The sequence below is a fragment of the Variovorax sp. YR752 genome, from assembly GCF_943372545.1.
In genome coordinates, this window is the sequence record NZ_CALRZC010000020.1 from 10,638 (window position 1) to 26,580 (window position 15,943).

Sequence of the window (15,943 nt, forward strand, 5' to 3'; positions counted from 1 at the left end):
CACCAGAACAAGGTCAGGGGGCGGGATGAAGGTGGCTTCGTTGCAACGCGCTGCGGCGCTCGCGCTGTCGATCGTCAGCGGCTCGCTCGCCCAGGCGGCCAGCATCACCGGCGTCACGCCGCGTGGTGAGGTGGCGCAGGTGCGCCAGGTGACGGTGCGCTTCGGCGCGGCCGTCGTGCCCTTCGGCGACCTGCGCCAGCCCGATCCGATGGTGCTCGCCTGCGAAGGCCCGGTGCCCACCGGCAGCGGCCGCTGGGCCAACGACCGCACCTGGCTGTACGACTTCGCCGCGCCGCTGCCGCCCGGCGCGCGCTGCACGCTGAAGGCGAAGCCGGGCTGGAAGCCGCTCGACGGCACGCTCACCGGCGCCAGCGAGTTCAGCTTCGGCACCGGTGGCCCGGCAGTGCTGAACCTTCAGCCCTGGCAGGGCAGCACGATCGAGGAAGACCAGCACTTCCTCGCCCAGCTCAGCGGCGCGGCGACGCCAGCAAGCGTGGCCGCCAACGCCTGGTGCGAGATCGAAGGCATCGGCGAACGCGTGCCGCTGCGCAGCGTGACCGGCGCCGAGCGCGATGCGGTGCTGAAGGCGCGCCGGCTCGACAAGCTGGCCGAGCGCACGCTGCTGCTGGCCTGCCAGCGCCCGCTGCCGAACGACGTGCGCCTGCGCATCGTCTGGGGTCGCGGCATTGCCGCGCAGGCCAACCCGAAGGTGGTGACCAGCGTCGAGCAACGCTTCGACTATCGCGTTCGTTCTTCCTTCCAGGTCGAGTTCAGCTGCGAGCGCGAACGTGCCGAGGCGCCGTGCCTGCCGATCCGGCCGATGACGGTCGGCTTCTCCGCGCCGGTGCCGCGCGCGCTGGCCGCACAGATCCGTCTCAAGCCGGCCAGCGGCAATGCCATCGCGCCGCAGTTCGACAAGGACGACAAGGCCGAGGAACTGTCGTCGGTCCAGTTCCCCGTGCCGCTGCCCGAGAACGCCGTCTTCACGATCGAACTGCCGGCCGGGCTCAAGGACAGCGCTGGCCGCGCGCTGGCCAATTCGGCGAGCTTCCCGCTGAAAGTCGCCACTGGCGACGCGCCGCCGATCGCCAAGTTCGCCGCTGCGCCCTTCGGCATCGTCGAGCGCGAGGGCCTTCGTGATGGTGCCGCCGCTGTTCTGCCGCTGACGCTGCGCCATGTGCAGGGCGACCTGCGCCCCGCGGCGGCCGGTGGCCAGGTGCGTGTGCGGCGCCTGAGCAGCGATGCGGACGTGCTCGCCTGGTACGCGAAGCTGCGCCGTCACCATGAGACGCAGCTCACGGCCAAGGAGCTCGGCCTGCCCGAGCGCGACTGGTTCGACACGGTCGAGGAGCGCGACGCCAAGGGCCGCGTGGTCAGGCGCAAGGTCGAACGCATGATCGCCACGCGCGAGGTGCCGCTGCTGGCCGGCGACGCGCAGGCGAAGCGGCTCGAGCTGCCGCAGCTCGCCGGTGGCGACCCACGGCCGTTCGAGGTGATCGGCGTTCCGTTGGCCGAGCCGGGCTTCCACGTCGTCGAGATCGAGTCTCAGCGCCTCGGCGCCTCCCTGCTCGACAAGAAGGCGCCGATGTACGTGCGCACCGGTGTGCTGGCCACCAACCTCGGCGTTCACTTCAAGCATGGCCGCGACAACGCGCTGGTCTGGGTGACCTCGCTGGACCGCGGCAAGCCGGTGGCGGACGCCGAGGTCGCGGTGAACGATTGCCGCGGCACCTCGCTGTGGCGCGGCCGCACCGACGCCAGCGGCCTGGCGCGCATCGCGCAGGCGCTGCCCGCCGCGATGGGCGATTGCCCGGCCGACGAAGGCCTGTTCGTCACGGCGCGAAAGACAGACCCGGCCGATGCCGGCGGCGCCACCGACATGGCCTTCGTCTTCAGCAGCTGGCAGGAGGGCATCGAGCCGTGGCGCTTCGACCACCCGACGGCCAGCGACACCTCGCCCGACGTGCGCGCGCACAGCGTGCTCGACCGCACGCTGCTGCGTGCCGGCGAGACGGTGTCGATGAAGCACTTCCTGCGCACCGAGACCTCGGCCGGCCTCGCCCTGCTGGCGAGCGACGCGCTGCCCGACCAGCTGAAGATCGTGCACGAGGGCAGCGGCCAGGAGTTCAGCCAGCCGCTGCAATGGAGCGGCACACGCAGCGCGGTGTCGAGCTGGAACATCCCGGCCGCCGCCAAGCTGGGCAGCTACCGCATCGTGCTCGAACGCACGGGGGGCAAAGCGCAGGGCGACGAGCGCCAGCAGCGCAGCTGGGACAGCGGCGAGTTCCGCGTCGAGGAGTTCCGCCTGCCGCTGGTCGATGCGCGGCTGTCCGGGCCGAAGGAGATTCCGTTCGCGCCGAGCGAGCTGCCCTTGTCCGCGCAGCTGAACTTCTTCTCCGGCGGGGCGATGGGCAATGCACCCGTCAAGCTCAGCGCGCTGCTGCGCGAGCGCTCGGTCTTCTTCGACGGCTTCGATGGTTTCAGCTTCACGCCGCCGCGGGATCTGTCGCGAGCGGAGGCGGGCGACGACGAAGACTCGCCACGCGGTGAAGGCAAGCTGGTGGCCGACAAGCTGGCGCTGACCACCGACAGGCAGGGCGCCGCGAGCGTCACGCTGAAGGAACTGCCGAAGATTGCGCGGCCGAGCGACTTGCTTGCCGAGCTGACCTATGCCGACCCGAACGGCGAGGTGCAGACGGTGTCGACCACGCTGCGCCTGTGGCCGGCGGCAGTGGTGCCGGGCATCCGTGCGAGCTCCTGGGCCAGCGTGCGCGGCAAGATGGCGTTGACCGCGCTGGCGCTGGACACCAACGGCAAGCCGATCAAGGGCCAGGTGCTGGAGGTCAAGGCGCGCCTGGCGCAGACCTTCAGCACGCGCAAGCGCATCGTCGGCGGCTTCTACGCCTACGACAACCGCACCGAGCTGAAGGAGCTCGGCACGCTGTGCAGCGGCACGAGCGACGATCGCGGCCAGCTCGCCTGCGAGGCGACGCTCGACAACGCGGGGCAGGTCGAGCTGATCGTCACCGCGAAGGACGCCGCCGGCCGCAGCGCGCAGGCCGCCACCGGCGTGTGGGTGACGAAGCAGGGCGAGCTGTGGTTCGCGCAGGACAACGACGACCGCATCGACCTGCTGCCCGAGAAGAAGCGCTACGAACCGGGCGAGACGGCGACGCTGCAGCTGCGCATGCCGTTCCGCGAGGCGACGGCACTGCTGGCCATCGAGCGCGAGGGTGTGATCGAGAGTCGCGTGGTCACCGTTCGCGGCGACGACCCGACCATTCAGCTCAAGATCGACAAGGCCTGGGCGCCGAACGTCTACGTCAGCGTACTGGCGCTGCGCGGGCGCATCCGCGAGGTGCCGTGGTATTCGTTCTTCGCCTGGGGCTGGCGCCAGCCGGTGGCGTGGTGGCGCGCCTTCCGCGACGAGGGGCCCGACTACCAGGCGCCGACCGCGATGGTCGATCTTGCCAAGCCGGCTTTCAAGCTCGGCGTGGCGGCGCTGCAGGTCGGCCTGGCCGCGCACGAGCTGAAGGTCAGCGTGGTGGCGGACCAGCCGCAGTACGCGGTGCGCCAGACGGCCAAGGCGCGCATCAAGGTGCTGCACGAGGGCCAAGCGCTGGCCGGCACCGAGGTGGCTTTCGCCGCGGTCGACGAAGGCCTGCTCGCGCTGCGCGGCAATGCGTCGTGGGACCTGCTGCATCAGATGCTGCGCCAGCGTGCCTGGGGCGTGAGCACGGCCACCGGGCAGAGCGAGATCATCGGCCGGCGCCACTACGGCCGCAAGGCGGTGGCAGCGGGCGGCGGCGGCGGCCAGGGCGGGGCGCGCGAGCTGTTCGACACGCTGCTGGTGTGGCAGCCGCGCGTGACGCTGGACGCCAACGGCGAGGCCGTGGTCGACGTGCCGCTGAACGATTCGCTGACGAGTTTCCGCCTCGTCGCCATCGCCGACGAAGGCGTGCAGCGCTTCGGCAGCGGCAGCACCAGCATCCGCGTCACGCAGGACCTGCAGGTGCTCTCCGGCCTGCCGCCGCTGGTGCGCGAGGGCGACCGCTTCGCCGCGATGCTGACGCTGCGCAACACCACGGCGCGCACGATGAAGCTGCGCGCCACGCTGGCGGGTACGGCGAACAGCGGTGGCGCGGCCGAGATCGTGCGCACGCCGCTGAACCTGCCGCCGCAGGAGATCACGCTCGCACCGGGTGCAGCGCAGGAGCTCAGCTGGCCGGTCGACGTGCCGGCCGAGGCCTTCAGCATCGCCTGGGAAGCGGCGGTCGACGAGCAGGGCGGGGCGGCGAAGGACCGGCTGAAGGTGACGCAGCTCGTCAGCGCGGCGGTGCCGGTGCGCGTGCTGCAGGCGACGCTGGCGCAGCTCGATGGCGCGTACGCGCTGCCCATCGCCGCGCCGGCCGATGCGCTGCCGGTGACCGGCGTGAAGCGCGGCGGTGTCGCGGTGGCGCTGCAGCCGAAACTCACCGGTGCGCTGCCGGGCCTGCGCCGCTTCTTCGAGACCTACCCGTTCGCCTGCCTCGAGCAGAAGGTCTCCAAGGCGGTCGGCCTGCGCGATGCGGCGCTGTGGACCGAGGTGGGCAACGTGCTGCCGACATACCTCGACAGCGACGGCCTGGCCAGCTACTTTCCGCCGCGCGCCGAAGACGGCGCCCGCGGCAGCGACCGCCTCACCGCCTACCTGATCGCCGCGACACACGAGGCCGGCTTCGCGCTGCCACCGGCGGCACGCGATGCGATGCTCGGTGGTCTCACGGCCTTCGTCGAGGGCCGCATCGAGCGCAAGTTCTGGTCGCCGCGCGCTGATCTGGACGTGCGCAAGATCGCCGCGATCGAAGCGCTGTCGCGACACGGCCGCGCGCAGCCGCGGATGCTCGGCTCGGTCAATGTCACCCCGAATCTGTGGCCGACCGCGGCGGTGATCGACTGGCTGGGTGTACTCAAGCGTGTCGACGGCATCCCCGAGCGGGCGAAGCGCATCGAGGAGGCGCAGCAGATCCTGCGCGCGCGCCTGACATATGCTGGCACGACGCTGCGCTTCTCCACCGAGGAGGAGGACTTCTGGTGGTGGCTGATGGACAGCGCCGATGCCAACGCGGCGAGGCTGATCCTCGCCACGCTCGACGAACCGGGCTGGAAGGAGGACTTGCCGCGCCTGGTGGTCGGCAGCCTGGCGCGGCAGAAACGTGGTGCCTGGCTGACGACGACCGCCAACCTGTGGGGCTCGCTCGCGCTCGACAAGTTCGCCGCGAAGTTCGAGGCGGAGAAGGTCGCGGGCCTCAGCACCGCGACGACCGGTGCCGCGCCGCAGGCGATCGACTGGTCGCGCAGTGCCGAGGGCGGCCGCCTGCTGCTGCCCTGGCCGGACGCGGCCGGCACGCTGAACGTCAAGCACGATGGCAGCGGCAAGCCCTGGCTGACGGTGCAGAGCCTGGCGGCGATTCCGCTGAAGGCGCCGCTGCGCGCGGGCTATGCGATCACGCGCAGCATCAGCGCCGTCGAGCAGAAGGAGAAGGGCCGCTGGTCGCGCGGCGACGTGATGCGCGTGCGGCTGGAGATCGACGCGCAGTCGGACATGACCTGGGTGGTGGTGAGCGACCCGGTGCCTGGCGGTGCGACGCTGCTCGGCTCCGGCCTGGGCCGGGATTCGGCGCTGGCCACGCGCGGGGAGCAGCGCGAAGGCTCCGCCTGGGCCGCGTACGAAGAGCGCAGCTTCGAGGCCTTCCGCAGCTACTACCAGTACCTGCCGCGCGGCAAGCACGTGGTCGAGTACAGCGTGCGCCTGAACAACCCGGGCCGCTTCGCGCTGCCGCCGACGCGAGTCGAGGCGATGTACGCGCCGGAGAGCTTCGGCGAGGTGCCGAACGCGGTGGTGGAGGTCGCGCCGTGATGCGTGTGGGGCTCGGCCTGCTGCTCGCGCTGCCGCTGGTGGCGCAGGCGGTGCCGAGCTTCGAGGCGGTGCGCGCCGCGCACCGGCCCAGCGACATCGTGCTGACCGACCGCCACGGCGTGCCGCTGCAGACGCTGCGCGTGGACGACCACGTGCGCCGCCTGCCCTGGCTGCCGCTGGAGAACACCTCGCCCGCCCTGCTGCGCGCGTTGCTGCTCAGCGAGGACAAGCGCTTCCATGAACACAGCGGCGTCGACTGGCGCTCGGTGGCGGCCAGTGCCTGGGGCAACCTGTGGAACACGCGCACGCGCGGCGCCTCGACGCTGACCATGCAGCTCGCCGGCCTGATCGACGACGGCCTGGCGCGGCCCGAGGGCGGGCGCAGCGTGGTGCAGAAGATCGGGCAGGCGATCACCGCGACACAGCTCGAGCGCACCTGGACCAAGAGCCAGATCCTCGAGGCCTATCTCAACTCGGTGCCGTTGCGCGGCGAGATGGTCGGCATCAGCGCCTTGTCGCAGACCCTGTTCGCCAAGCACGCGAGTGGACTCGACGACACCGAGGCAGCCATCGCCGCGGCGCTGGTGCGCGCGCCGAATGCGTCGCCCGAGCGTGTCGCGCAACGCGCCTGCGAGCTGCTTCAACAGCAGTCGATGAGCTGCGACGGCCTGCCAGTGATCACCGCGGCGGCACTCGCGCGCCGCGGCGGCATGCCGCTGGGCGAGCAGCTCGCGCCGCACTTCGCGCGCCAGGCGATCGATGCGCGCGGCCCGGCGGTGCAGCGCAGCACGCTCGATGCCGGCATGCAGCGCCTGGCCATCGCGACGCTGCGCCGCCAGCTCGCGGAACTGTCCGGCCGCAATGTCGAGGACGGCGCCATCGTCGTGCTCGACAACACCAGCGGCGCGGTGCTCGCCTGGGTCGGTGCCAACGGCGCGAGTTCGGCCGCAGCGCAGGTCGACGGCGTGCTCGCGCGCCGCCAGCCCGGCTCGACGATCAAGCCCTTCGTCTACCAGCTCGCCTTCGAGCGCCGGCTGCTGACGCCGGCCAGCCTGCTCGACGACTCGCCCGCGCAGATCGCCACCAGCGCGGGCCTGTACCTGCCGCAGAACTACGACCGTGACTTCAAGGGCTGGGTCAGCGTGCGCAGCGCGCTGGGCAACAGCCTGAACGTGCCGGCCGTGCGAGCGGGCGCGATGCTCGGGCCGGATGCGCTGTTCGCGCGGCTCGAGGCCTTCGGCCTTGCCTTGTCCGAGTCGGGCGGCTACCACGGCCATGCGCTCGCGCTGGGCAGCGCCGACGTGACGCTGCTCGCCTTGACCAACGCCTACCGCACGCTGGCCAACGGCGGTGTCTACAGCGCGCCGTCGCTGCGCGGCGGGAAGGTGGCGCAGCGACGCATTGCCGATGCGGCCGCGACCCATCTCGTGGTCGACATCCTCGCCGACGACGCCGCGCGCGCACGCACCTTCGGCCTGGCGAGTTCACTCGCCACACGCGGTTTCGCGGCAGTGAAGACTGGCACCAGCAAGGACCTGCGCGACAACTGGTGCGTCGGCTTCACGGACCGCTACACCGTCGGCGTGTGGGTCGGCAACGCCAGTGGCGCGCCGATGCACCAGGTCTCCGGCGTCAGCGGCGCGGCGCCGATCTGGCGCGAACTGGTCACGCGGCTGCACGAGGGCAGGCCTTCGCGTGCGCCGGGGCGGCCGGCCGGCGTGGTTGCGCAGCGAGTGATGTTCGATGGTCAGCGCGAAGCGGCGCGCGACGAACTCTTCCTCGCTGGCACCGAGCAGGCGAGGCTGGCAGCCACAGCGCAGCTGACGCCCGCTCGCCCCTTCGGAATCACCAGCCCGCGAGACGGCAGCCGCTTCGCGCTCGACCCCGACATCCCGCCGCAGTCGCAGCAGATGATCTTCGAGGGCGAGGCGGGCACCTGGGTGCTCGACGGCCGGCGCCTCGGCCAGGGCGCGAGGCTGCACTGGGCGCCGTGGCCGGGGCGTCACGAACTGCGCCTGCTCGATGCACGCGGGCGCACGCTGCAGACGGTGCGCTTCGAGGTGCGCGGCGCGACGCTGAAGAGCGCCGCTGTGCCGGTTCGTCCGGGAGGCTGACTCAGCCGGCCGAGCGCGCGCTCGGGAACATGCGCTCCATCGCCACGTCGATCACCATGCCGATCAGGCTGTAGATCAGCGAGCCGATCAGCGCGGCGGTGAAGCCGGCGACCGCGAAGCCGTCGAGCACCTGCGCGGCGGCCCAGAACATCAGCGCGTTGATGACGAACAGGAACAGGCCCAGCGTCAGCAGCGTGACCGGCAGCGTCAGCAGCACCAGCAGCGGGCGCAGCAGCGTGTTGAACACGCCGATCACGAAGGCCGCGATCATCGCCGAGACGAAGCTCGTGACGGTGACGCCAGGGTATAGGTAGGCCACCAGCAGCAGGGCGGCGGCCAGCAGGAGCCAGCGAACGATCATCTTCATGGCCCGAAGAATACCGCCATTCCCCCAGACAGCCAGGGGAAATGAGGGCTGCGGCGACAATCCGGCCCGCTGAAGGGGGAGTAGCGAACGGCGTTAGGTCGCCGCGCAGCCCGTCAATACGTCGGTGGCCGCCAGGCCGCCGTCCGGGCTCGCAGCCCGATGCGGTGGAAACCACCGCTCGGGCCCCCGCAAGACTCTTCGGCACCCTTCCCGGCGGAAACGTTCGCCGTCGGATCGCGTGTCGAAATCAAGGAGTCTTGCCATGAATACCGTGGCCCCGGATTGGCTGTGGGCGTTCTTCATCGTGTCGGTGCTGGTGGCACTGTTCGTCGACTTCGTCGTGCTCAAGAAGCAGGGCGCGCACGAGGTCACCGTGCCCGAGGCGATCAAGTGGTCGGTGATCTGGGTGGCGCTCAGCCTCGCCTTCAACGCCCTCTTCTGGTGGGCGCTGAAGACGCATGAGGACCCGGCCGTCGCCGCCGAGGCGAACACCCGCGCGGTCGAGTTCCTCACCGGCTACCTGATCGAGAAGTCGCTCGCCGTCGATAACATCTTCGTGTTCCTGATGATCTTCACCTACTTTGCGGTGCCGCCGGCGTACCAGAAGCGGGTGCTGATGATCGGCATCATCGGCGCGATCGTGCTGCGCACGGTGATGATCCTGGTCGGCGGCCTGCTGATCGCGAAGTTCCACTGGATCCTCTACGTCTTCGGTGCCTTCCTGCTGCTGACCGGCATCAAGATGTGGTGGGCGGCCGGCAAGGAGCAGGACCTCGAGGCCAACCCGGCGCTCAAGCTGCTGCGCCGCGTGATGCCGGTGTCGAAGAACTTCGATGGCGAGAAGTTCTGGACGGTCGAGAACGGCCGCCGCATCGCCACGCCGCTGCTGATGGTGGTGGCGCTGGTCGGCTTCACCGACGTGATCTTCGCGGTCGACTCGATCCCGGCGATCTTCGCGATCACCAACGACCCGTTCATCGTGCTGACCTCGAACATCTTCGCCATCCTCGGTCTGCGCGCGATGTTCTTCCTGCTCGCCGCGATGGCCGCGAAGTTCCACCTGCTCAGCTACGGCCTGGCGGTGATCCTGGTCTTCATCGGCGGCAAGATGCTGCTGATCGACGTCTACAAGATCCCGGTGCTGGTCTCGCTCGGCGTGGTGGTGGGCATCCTCGCGATCACGATGCTGTGGAGCGTGCGCACCGCGCCGCGCCTGCCCGAGCCCAAGCCGGAACGCCTGCCCGCGTCCAGCTGACGCGTTCCTTCTCCAGTGATGCAGGGGCCCGCTTCGGCGGGCCCTTGTCGTTTCAGAGCGTCGCCGGTTTCGCGATCGCGAGCGCAAATGAGAATGATTCGTGTTAAGCTGATGGTGTCCAACGTGAATCACCGTGAACCGAATCGCTTCTCCGTCCTTGTCCGCGCCGCACTCGCGCGACGACCTGCCGCCAGCCCTGCGCCGCACTGCGGTGGCAGCCATCCTCACGCTGCATGGTGTCGCGGCCTGGGGCCTGCTGCAGGTCGATGTGGTGCGCGAGGCCGTCGGCGACGCGGTGCCGCTGTTCGTCGACCTGATCGCGCCGCCCGCACCCGAGCAGCCCAAGCCGCCTGAACCACCCGCACCGCCGCCACCGCGGCCGCTGCCCAAGACGCCGCCGCCACCCGCACCACTGATCGCCGCCGCACCGACGACCGAGCCGGCACCGCCGGCCTTTGTCGCGCCCGAGCCGCCGCGCGAGATCGCGCCGCCGGAGCCGGTGGTCGTCGCTGCCGAGCCTGCGCCACCCGCACCGCCGCCGCCACCACCCGCGCCGGCGCGCGAACTGCCGGCCTCGGCGATCCAGTACCTCGAGCAGCCCGCACCGGTCTACCCACGCGCCTCGCGCCGCCTCGGCGAGACCGGCCAGGCGATCGTGCGCGTGTTCGTCGATGCCGACGGCCTGCCGCGCCAGCTGCAGATCGCTCAATCCAGCGGCTTCGTGCGGCTCGACGAAGCGGCGCTCGAGGGCGTGCGCGGTGCCCGCTTCAAGCCGCCCACCGAGAACGGTCGCCCGACGGCCGGCTGGGCGCGCATCCCGATTCCCTTCGAACTGGAGAAATGAACGTGAACGCTGAATCCACCCTCGGCTTCGGCCACTTCATCGCGCAGAGCGATGCGGTGGGCAAGACGCTGCTGGTCGTGCTGGTGGCGATGTCGGTCCTGTCGTGGATCATCATCGTGATCAAGGGCCTGACACTGGCCGTGCGCAGGAAGCGCAGCAGCGCGTTCCTCGACTTCTTCTGGAACGCGACCTCGCTCGACGCCGTGGCGCACGAGATCGCCACCCACGGCGCGCACGATCCGTTCTCGCACCTGACCAGCCACGCGATGCAGGCGCAGACGCACCATGCGCGCTACGGCGCGGCCAAGCTCGAGGAGGCCGGCAGCGCAAGCGACTTCGTCACCCGCACCATCAAGAAGGTGCTCGACGAGGAGACCACGCGGCTGGAGAACGGCCTGGCGGTGCTGGCCACCGTCGGCGCCACGGCGCCCTTCGTCGGTCTGTTCGGCACCGTCTGGGGCGTGTACCACGCGCTGGTGGCGATCGGCATGAGCGGCGCCGGCACGCTGGACAAGGTGGCCGGCCCGGTCGGCGAGGCGCTGATCATGACCGGCCTGGGCCTGGCGGTCGCGATCCCCGCGGTGGTCGGCTACAACTGGCTGACGCGCAGCAACCGCGTCGTGCTGTCGCGGCTCGATGCCTTCGCCTACGAGGTGCACACCTTCGTCGCGATGGGCCAGCCGCTGGCCGCGGCTGACGCGCCACCCGCCAACGTGCGCGCGCTCGCGCCGCGCCCGGCCGCCTGAGCGGAGCGTCACCATGGCCTTCGCCAGTTTCGATTCGCAGCGCGCCAGCGCGCCGATGTCGGACATCAACATGGTGCCGCTCATCGACGTGATGCTGGTGCTGCTGGTGATCTTCATCGTCACCGCGCCGCTGCTCACCCACGCCGTCAAGCTCGAACTGCCGCGCGCCAGCGCGCAGGTCAACCAGGCCAAGGCCGAGAAGATCGAGTTCGGAATCGACGCCGCCGGCGGCCTGTTCTGGAACGGCGAGTCGGTCACGCGCGAAGAGGCCAACGCCCGCTTCGCCGCTGCCGGACAGCAGACAACGCAACCCGAAATCCACCTGCGCGCCGACCAGGCGGTGCCCTACCGCTTCGTCGCCCGCACGCTGGCCGATGCCTCGCGCGCCGGCCTGGCGAAGGTCGGCTTCATCAGCGAACCCGAACTGCCCTGAACCCCATCACGAACCATCGCCCCGAGGACGACATGACGACGAAGAAGAAACGCCACACCGCCCCCGCACCCGCCCTGCTGCCGCTGGGCGCCCTCGCCGCCGGCTTCGGCCTGGCGCTGGGCTCCGCGCAGGCGCAGACTGCCGCACCGGACACCAAGGACACCACGCTCGCGCCGATCAAGGTGAAGGCGCAGGCCGAGACGGCCGGCAAGGACGCCTACCAGGCCACCGAAACGCGCATCGGCAAGGGCGTGCAGGAGCTGCGCGACGTGCCGCAGTCGATCACCGTGGTGACCGAGAAGCTGATCGACGACCGCAACCTCGACACGCTGAAGGATGCGCTGAAGAACACCGCCGGCATCAGCTTCCAGGCCGCCGAGGGCGGCGAGGAAGACATCCGCCTGCGCGGCTTCTCGCTGCAGAGCACCGGCGACATCTTCATCGACGGCATGCGCGACCCGGCCTTCTACGACCGCGACAGCTTCAACTGGGACCGGCTGGAAGTGCTGCGCGGCTCGGCCTCGATGCTGTTCGGCCGCGGATCCACCGGCGGCGCCGTCAACCAGGTCAGCAAGCAGCCGATGCTGATCAACCAGAACGAACTGGCGATCACCCTCGGCAACGGCGACTTCGCGCGCATCACCGGCGACTTCAACCTGAAGACCGGCGAGAACGCCGCGCTGCGCCTGAACGTGATGAACACCAGTGCCGACAACCACGGTGTGGGCATCGACAAGCAAGGCATCGCGCCGACCTTGCGCTGGGGCATCGGCACGGCCGACGAGTTCTCCGTCGGCCTCTATCACCTTCAGAACGACAACGGCATCCACTACGGCCTGCCGTGGCTGACCCCGGGCGCCGGCGGCGGTGACTGGCTGTGGAAGACCGATGCGAAGAACTACTACGGCATGGCCAGCGACTACGCCGCCGGCGGCACGACGCAGGGCAACTTCAGCCACGTGCATCGTTTCGGCGGCGCCAGCCAGGGCGAGCTGCGCACGGCGCTGCGCATCGCCAGCTACGAGCGCGACCAGCGCGCCAGCGCGATCCGCTTCTGCACCCAGGGCCGCGACCCGATCTCCGGCGCGATCACCAACCCGGAGTGCCCGGTGGCGGTGACGGCCGACAACTTCGGCCCCGACACCATCCTGCGCCGCTCGGGCGACACCGGCGTGCAGGCCAAGGTGATGAACATGGACACCCGCTACCTGCAGAGCGACTACAGCGGCCGCTTCGACTGGGGCGGCCTGAAGCACAGCGTCCAGGTCGGCGCCGACCTCGCGCAGGAGGAGTTCGAGAACTTCGGCCTGGCCGCGACGAGCCCCGTGCTGACCAAGCCGCGCACGACGGTGGGAACCCCGAACGACGGTGCCGGCGTGGACGAAGGCTCGCGCCAGCTGGAGCGCACGCGCACCTTCGATGCCAAGGCCGCCGGACTCTACGCACAGGATCTCGTGCAGATCGCGCCGGCCTGGAAGCTGCTCGCCGGGCTGCGCTACGACCGTCTCGAGGGCAAGTACGTGAACATCGCAGCGGTCGCCGGCGGACCCGGCGGCGGCACCAACCCCTGTTCGGTCACGCCGGGCACGACGCTGGAACGCAGCGACTCGCTGTGGAGCAAACGCTTCGGCGTGCTCTTCCAGCCGACCGCGCTGCAGTCCTATCACCTGTCCTACGGCACCTCGTTCAACACGGCGGGCGACACCTACCAGTACGACGCCGGCACCTCGCAGACCGATCCCGAGGCCAGCCGCAACATCGAGCTCGGCGCGAAGATCGACGCGGCCGGCGGCAACCTGAGCACCCGCGTCGCGCTGTTCCACTCGACCAAGTACAACGAGCGAAACCGTGACAGCGAATCGGTGAACGCCTGCAACTACGTGCTGTCGGGCGAGCGCCACGCCGCAGGCATCGAGCTCGACCTGAGCGGCCGCATCACGCCGAACTGGGAGGTCTACGGTTCCTATGCGTTCATCCCTGTGGCCAAGGTCGACTCGTCCAGCGGCGCGCAAGGAACGGATACCGAGGGCAAGCGCCCCGGCCTGACGCCCAAGCACACCGGCACGATCTGGACCACGTACAAGATCACGCCGAAGTGGCGTGTCGGTGCCGGCCTGAACGCGCGCAGCGGCGACAAGCCGGCCGGCCTTGCCCCCGAATCGATGGTGCGCGCGTCGAAGTTCTTCACCGCCGATGCGATGGCCGAGTACAGCGACGGGCCGGTCAGCTTCAAGCTCAACGTCACCAACCTGAGCGACGAGCACTACGCCGACCAGCTCTACCGTGGCCACTACATCCCGGGCAAGCCGCGCACCATCCAGCTGACCACGGCGCTGAAGTTCTGAGCGGGCGGGCGGAATGCTGCTGCACATCCCCGAGGTGCTGACCGGCCCGGCGCTGGCGCGCGCCCGCGCGCTGCTCGCCGCCGCGCGCTGGAGCGATGGCCGCGCCACCGCCGGCGTGCAGGCGGCGCGGGTGAAGAACAACGAGCAGCTCGCCGCCGGCAGCGCCGAGCTGGCGGAGCTGCAGTCCATCGTGCTCGGCGCGCTGGAGCGCCACTCGCTGTTCTTCTCCGCGGCGCTGCCCAAGCGGGTGCTGCCGCCGCAGTTCAATCGCTACGGCGGCAGCGCCAACACCTACGGCGCGCATGTCGACCAGGCGATCCGCTACCACCCGGACGGCGTGCAGCGCGTGCGCACCGACCTGTCGTGCACGCTGTTCCTCGCCGACCCGGCCGACTACGACGGCGGCGAGCTGGTCATCCAGGACACCTTCGGCACGCCGCGCATCAAGCTGCCGGCCGGTGACCTGGTGCTCTATCCCGGCACCAGCGTGCACCGCGTCGAACCGGTGATCCGTGGCCACCGCCTGGCCAGCTTCTTCTGGATCGAGAGCCTGGTGCGCAGCGACGAGCAGCGCCGCCTGCTGCACGACATGGACATGGCGCTGATGCGCCTGCGCGCCCGCCACGGCGAAAGCGACGAGGCGGTGGCGCTGACCGGCACGTACCACAACCTGCTGCGCCAATGGGCGGACACATGAGCGGCAGCGAGACGGCGGGCATCGTCAACCTCGACGATTTCGAGGCGAAGGCGCGCGAGCGGCTCGACGCCAACGCCTGGGCCTATCTCGCCGGCGGTGCCGGCGACGAGCGCACGCTGCGCGCCAACCGGGGGGCCTGGGCCGCGCCGTGGCTGCAGCCGCGCGTGCTGCGCCGGCTGGCGCAAGGGCACACGCGCATCGAACTGCTCGGACGCACGCTGGCGCATCCGCTGCTGATCGCGCCGGTGGCCTACCAGCGACTTGCGCACGACAGCGGCGAGGTCGGCACCGCGCTGGCCGCCGCAGCGCAGGGGGCCGGCATGGTGCTCAGTGCGCAGGCCAGCGTGCCGATGGAAGACGTGGCGCGTGCGGTGCTGCCGGAGGCGCAGCGCGGGCCGCTGTGGTTCCAGCTCTACCTGCAGGGCGACCGCGACTTCGATCTCGAACTCGTGCGCCGCGCCGAGGCGGCCGGTTTCGAGGCGCTCGTGCTGACGGTCGACGCGCCGGTGCACGGCGCGCGTGACCGCGAACGCCGCGCCGGCTTCAAGCTGCCGGCTGGCATCGCGGCGGTGAACCTTGCTGGCGCACCGCGCGCCGCGCTCGGCGGCGAACTGTGCGGCGGGCTGCTCGCTGCCGCGCCGAGCTGGGATGACGTCGCCTGGCTGCGCGCGAACACGCGCCTGCCGCTGTTGCTCAAAGGCGTGCTGCATCCGGAGGACGCGCGCCTGGCGCGGCAGCAGGGCGCCGATGCGCTGATCGTCTCCAACCACGGCGGCCGCACGCTCGACGGTGCGCTGCCCACGGCGTGGGCGCTGCCGCGCATCGCCGATGCGATCGAGGGCGCGCTGCCGCTGCTCGTCGACGGCGGCATCCGCCGCGGCACCGACGTGCTGAAGGCGATCGCGCTGGGCGCGCACGCGGTGCTGATCGGCCGTCCGGTCGTGCATGCGCTGGCCGTCGCGGGAGCGCATGGCGTCGCTCTGGCACTGCGTCTGCTGCGCGACGAACTCGAGATCGCGATGGCCTTGTGCGGTGTCGACACACTCGCCGACGTGCCGCGCTCGCTGCTCATCGATGCGTCGAAATCCGCCCTCGGCGCTCCCTGGGAGCGCCCTAGGTGACGCGCAAGCGCGACAAAAGCGCGTTTTGCCTCGACAAGATCAACGTTCTCCGAGTGAAAACTGCTTCTCAATGCAGCAGTGACGCTATACCATTCGCTCCGCACGGTGCTATGGAGAAATGA

At 70.5% G+C, this 15,943-nt stretch carries 10 protein-coding genes; 9 read left to right on the forward strand and 1 reads right to left on the reverse strand.

Features of this window, described 5'->3' with window-relative positions:
* Positions 1-31 precede the first annotated feature (31 nt).
* On the forward strand, positions 32-5,899 hold the full coding sequence (locus tag AAG801_RS07160) for an MG2 domain-containing protein (protein ID WP_341887804.1): 5,868 nt from the start codon (positions 32-34) through the stop codon (positions 5,897-5,899).
* Positions 5,899-8,013: a penicillin-binding protein 1C gene (gene pbpC, locus AAG801_RS07165; RefSeq protein ID WP_341887805.1), complete on the forward strand. Its 2,115-nt coding sequence runs from the start codon at positions 5,899-5,901 to the stop codon at positions 8,011-8,013. Before AAG801_RS07160 ends, pbpC begins: the two co-directional genes overlap by 1 nt.
* Before the next feature lies 1 nt (position 8,014).
* On the opposite strand, the gene AAG801_RS07170 is transcribed toward pbpC, so the two are convergent.
* Positions 8,015-8,380, reverse strand: coding sequence for a phage holin family protein (locus AAG801_RS07170; protein WP_341887768.1), 366 nt, complete (start codon positions 8,378-8,380; stop codon positions 8,015-8,017).
* Between the two features lie 262 nt (positions 8,381-8,642).
* Here AAG801_RS07170 and AAG801_RS07175 point away from each other — a divergent pair, with 262 nt between their 5' ends.
* The 7 genes from AAG801_RS07175 to AAG801_RS07205 all read left to right on the forward strand — a co-directional run bounded on the left by AAG801_RS07175 (position 8,643) and on the right by AAG801_RS07205 (position 15,821).
* On the forward strand, positions 8,643-9,635 hold the full coding sequence (locus tag AAG801_RS07175; protein WP_341887769.1) for a TerC family protein: 993 nt from the start codon (positions 8,643-8,645) through the stop codon (positions 9,633-9,635).
* A gap of 157 nt (positions 9,636-9,792) precedes the next feature.
* Positions 9,793-10,479 carry a TonB family protein gene (locus tag AAG801_RS07180; RefSeq protein WP_341887770.1) on the forward strand — a complete coding sequence of 229 codons (687 nt, stop codon included), beginning with the start codon at positions 9,793-9,795 and terminating at the stop codon, positions 10,477-10,479.
* Positions 10,476-11,225, forward strand: coding sequence for a MotA/TolQ/ExbB proton channel family protein (locus AAG801_RS07185; protein ID WP_341887771.1), 750 nt, complete (start codon positions 10,476-10,478; stop codon positions 11,223-11,225). Before AAG801_RS07180 ends, AAG801_RS07185 begins: the two co-directional genes overlap by 4 nt.
* Positions 11,226-11,238: 13 nt before the next feature.
* Entirely contained in the window at positions 11,239-11,658 is a 420-nt protein-coding gene (locus tag AAG801_RS07190; RefSeq protein WP_341887772.1) for a biopolymer transporter ExbD, read from the forward strand.
* 32 nt (positions 11,659-11,690) lie between these two features.
* Positions 11,691-14,003 carry a TonB-dependent siderophore receptor gene (locus AAG801_RS07195; RefSeq protein WP_341887773.1) on the forward strand — a complete coding sequence of 771 codons (2,313 nt, stop codon included), beginning with the start codon at positions 11,691-11,693 and terminating at the stop codon, positions 14,001-14,003.
* A 13-nt stretch (positions 14,004-14,016) separates the two neighbouring features.
* Complete coding sequence (locus AAG801_RS07200; protein ID WP_341887774.1) at positions 14,017-14,700, forward strand: Fe2+-dependent dioxygenase; 684 nt, start codon at positions 14,017-14,019, stop codon at positions 14,698-14,700.
* Positions 14,685-15,821: an alpha-hydroxy acid oxidase gene (locus tag AAG801_RS07205; protein WP_341887775.1), complete on the forward strand. Its 1,137-nt coding sequence runs from the start codon at positions 14,685-14,687 to the stop codon at positions 15,819-15,821. The genes AAG801_RS07200 and AAG801_RS07205 overlap by 16 nt, the downstream gene beginning before the upstream one ends.
* Positions 15,822-15,943 lie beyond the last annotated feature (122 nt).

Coding starts and splice junctions, on each gene's coding strand:
- AAG801_RS07200 (WP_341887774.1), top strand. CDS start 14,017: ATGCTGCTGCACATCCCCGAGGTGCTGACCGGCCCGGCGCTGGCGCGC.
- AAG801_RS07175 (WP_341887769.1), top strand. CDS start 8,643: ATGAATACCGTGGCCCCGGATTGGCTGTGGGCGTTCTTCATCGTGTCG.
- pbpC (WP_341887805.1), top strand. CDS start 5,899: ATGCGTGTGGGGCTCGGCCTGCTGCTCGCGCTGCCGCTGGTGGCGCAG.
- AAG801_RS07205 (WP_341887775.1), top strand. CDS start 14,685: ATGGGCGGACACATGAGCGGCAGCGAGACGGCGGGCATCGTCAACCTC.
- AAG801_RS07190 (WP_341887772.1), top strand. CDS start 11,239: ATGGCCTTCGCCAGTTTCGATTCGCAGCGCGCCAGCGCGCCGATGTCG.
- AAG801_RS07185 (WP_341887771.1), top strand. CDS start 10,476: ATGAACGTGAACGCTGAATCCACCCTCGGCTTCGGCCACTTCATCGCG.
- AAG801_RS07170 (WP_341887768.1), bottom strand. CDS start 8,380: ATGAAGATGATCGTTCGCTGGCTCCTGCTGGCCGCCGCCCTGCTGCTG.
- AAG801_RS07195 (WP_341887773.1), top strand. CDS start 11,691: ATGACGACGAAGAAGAAACGCCACACCGCCCCCGCACCCGCCCTGCTG.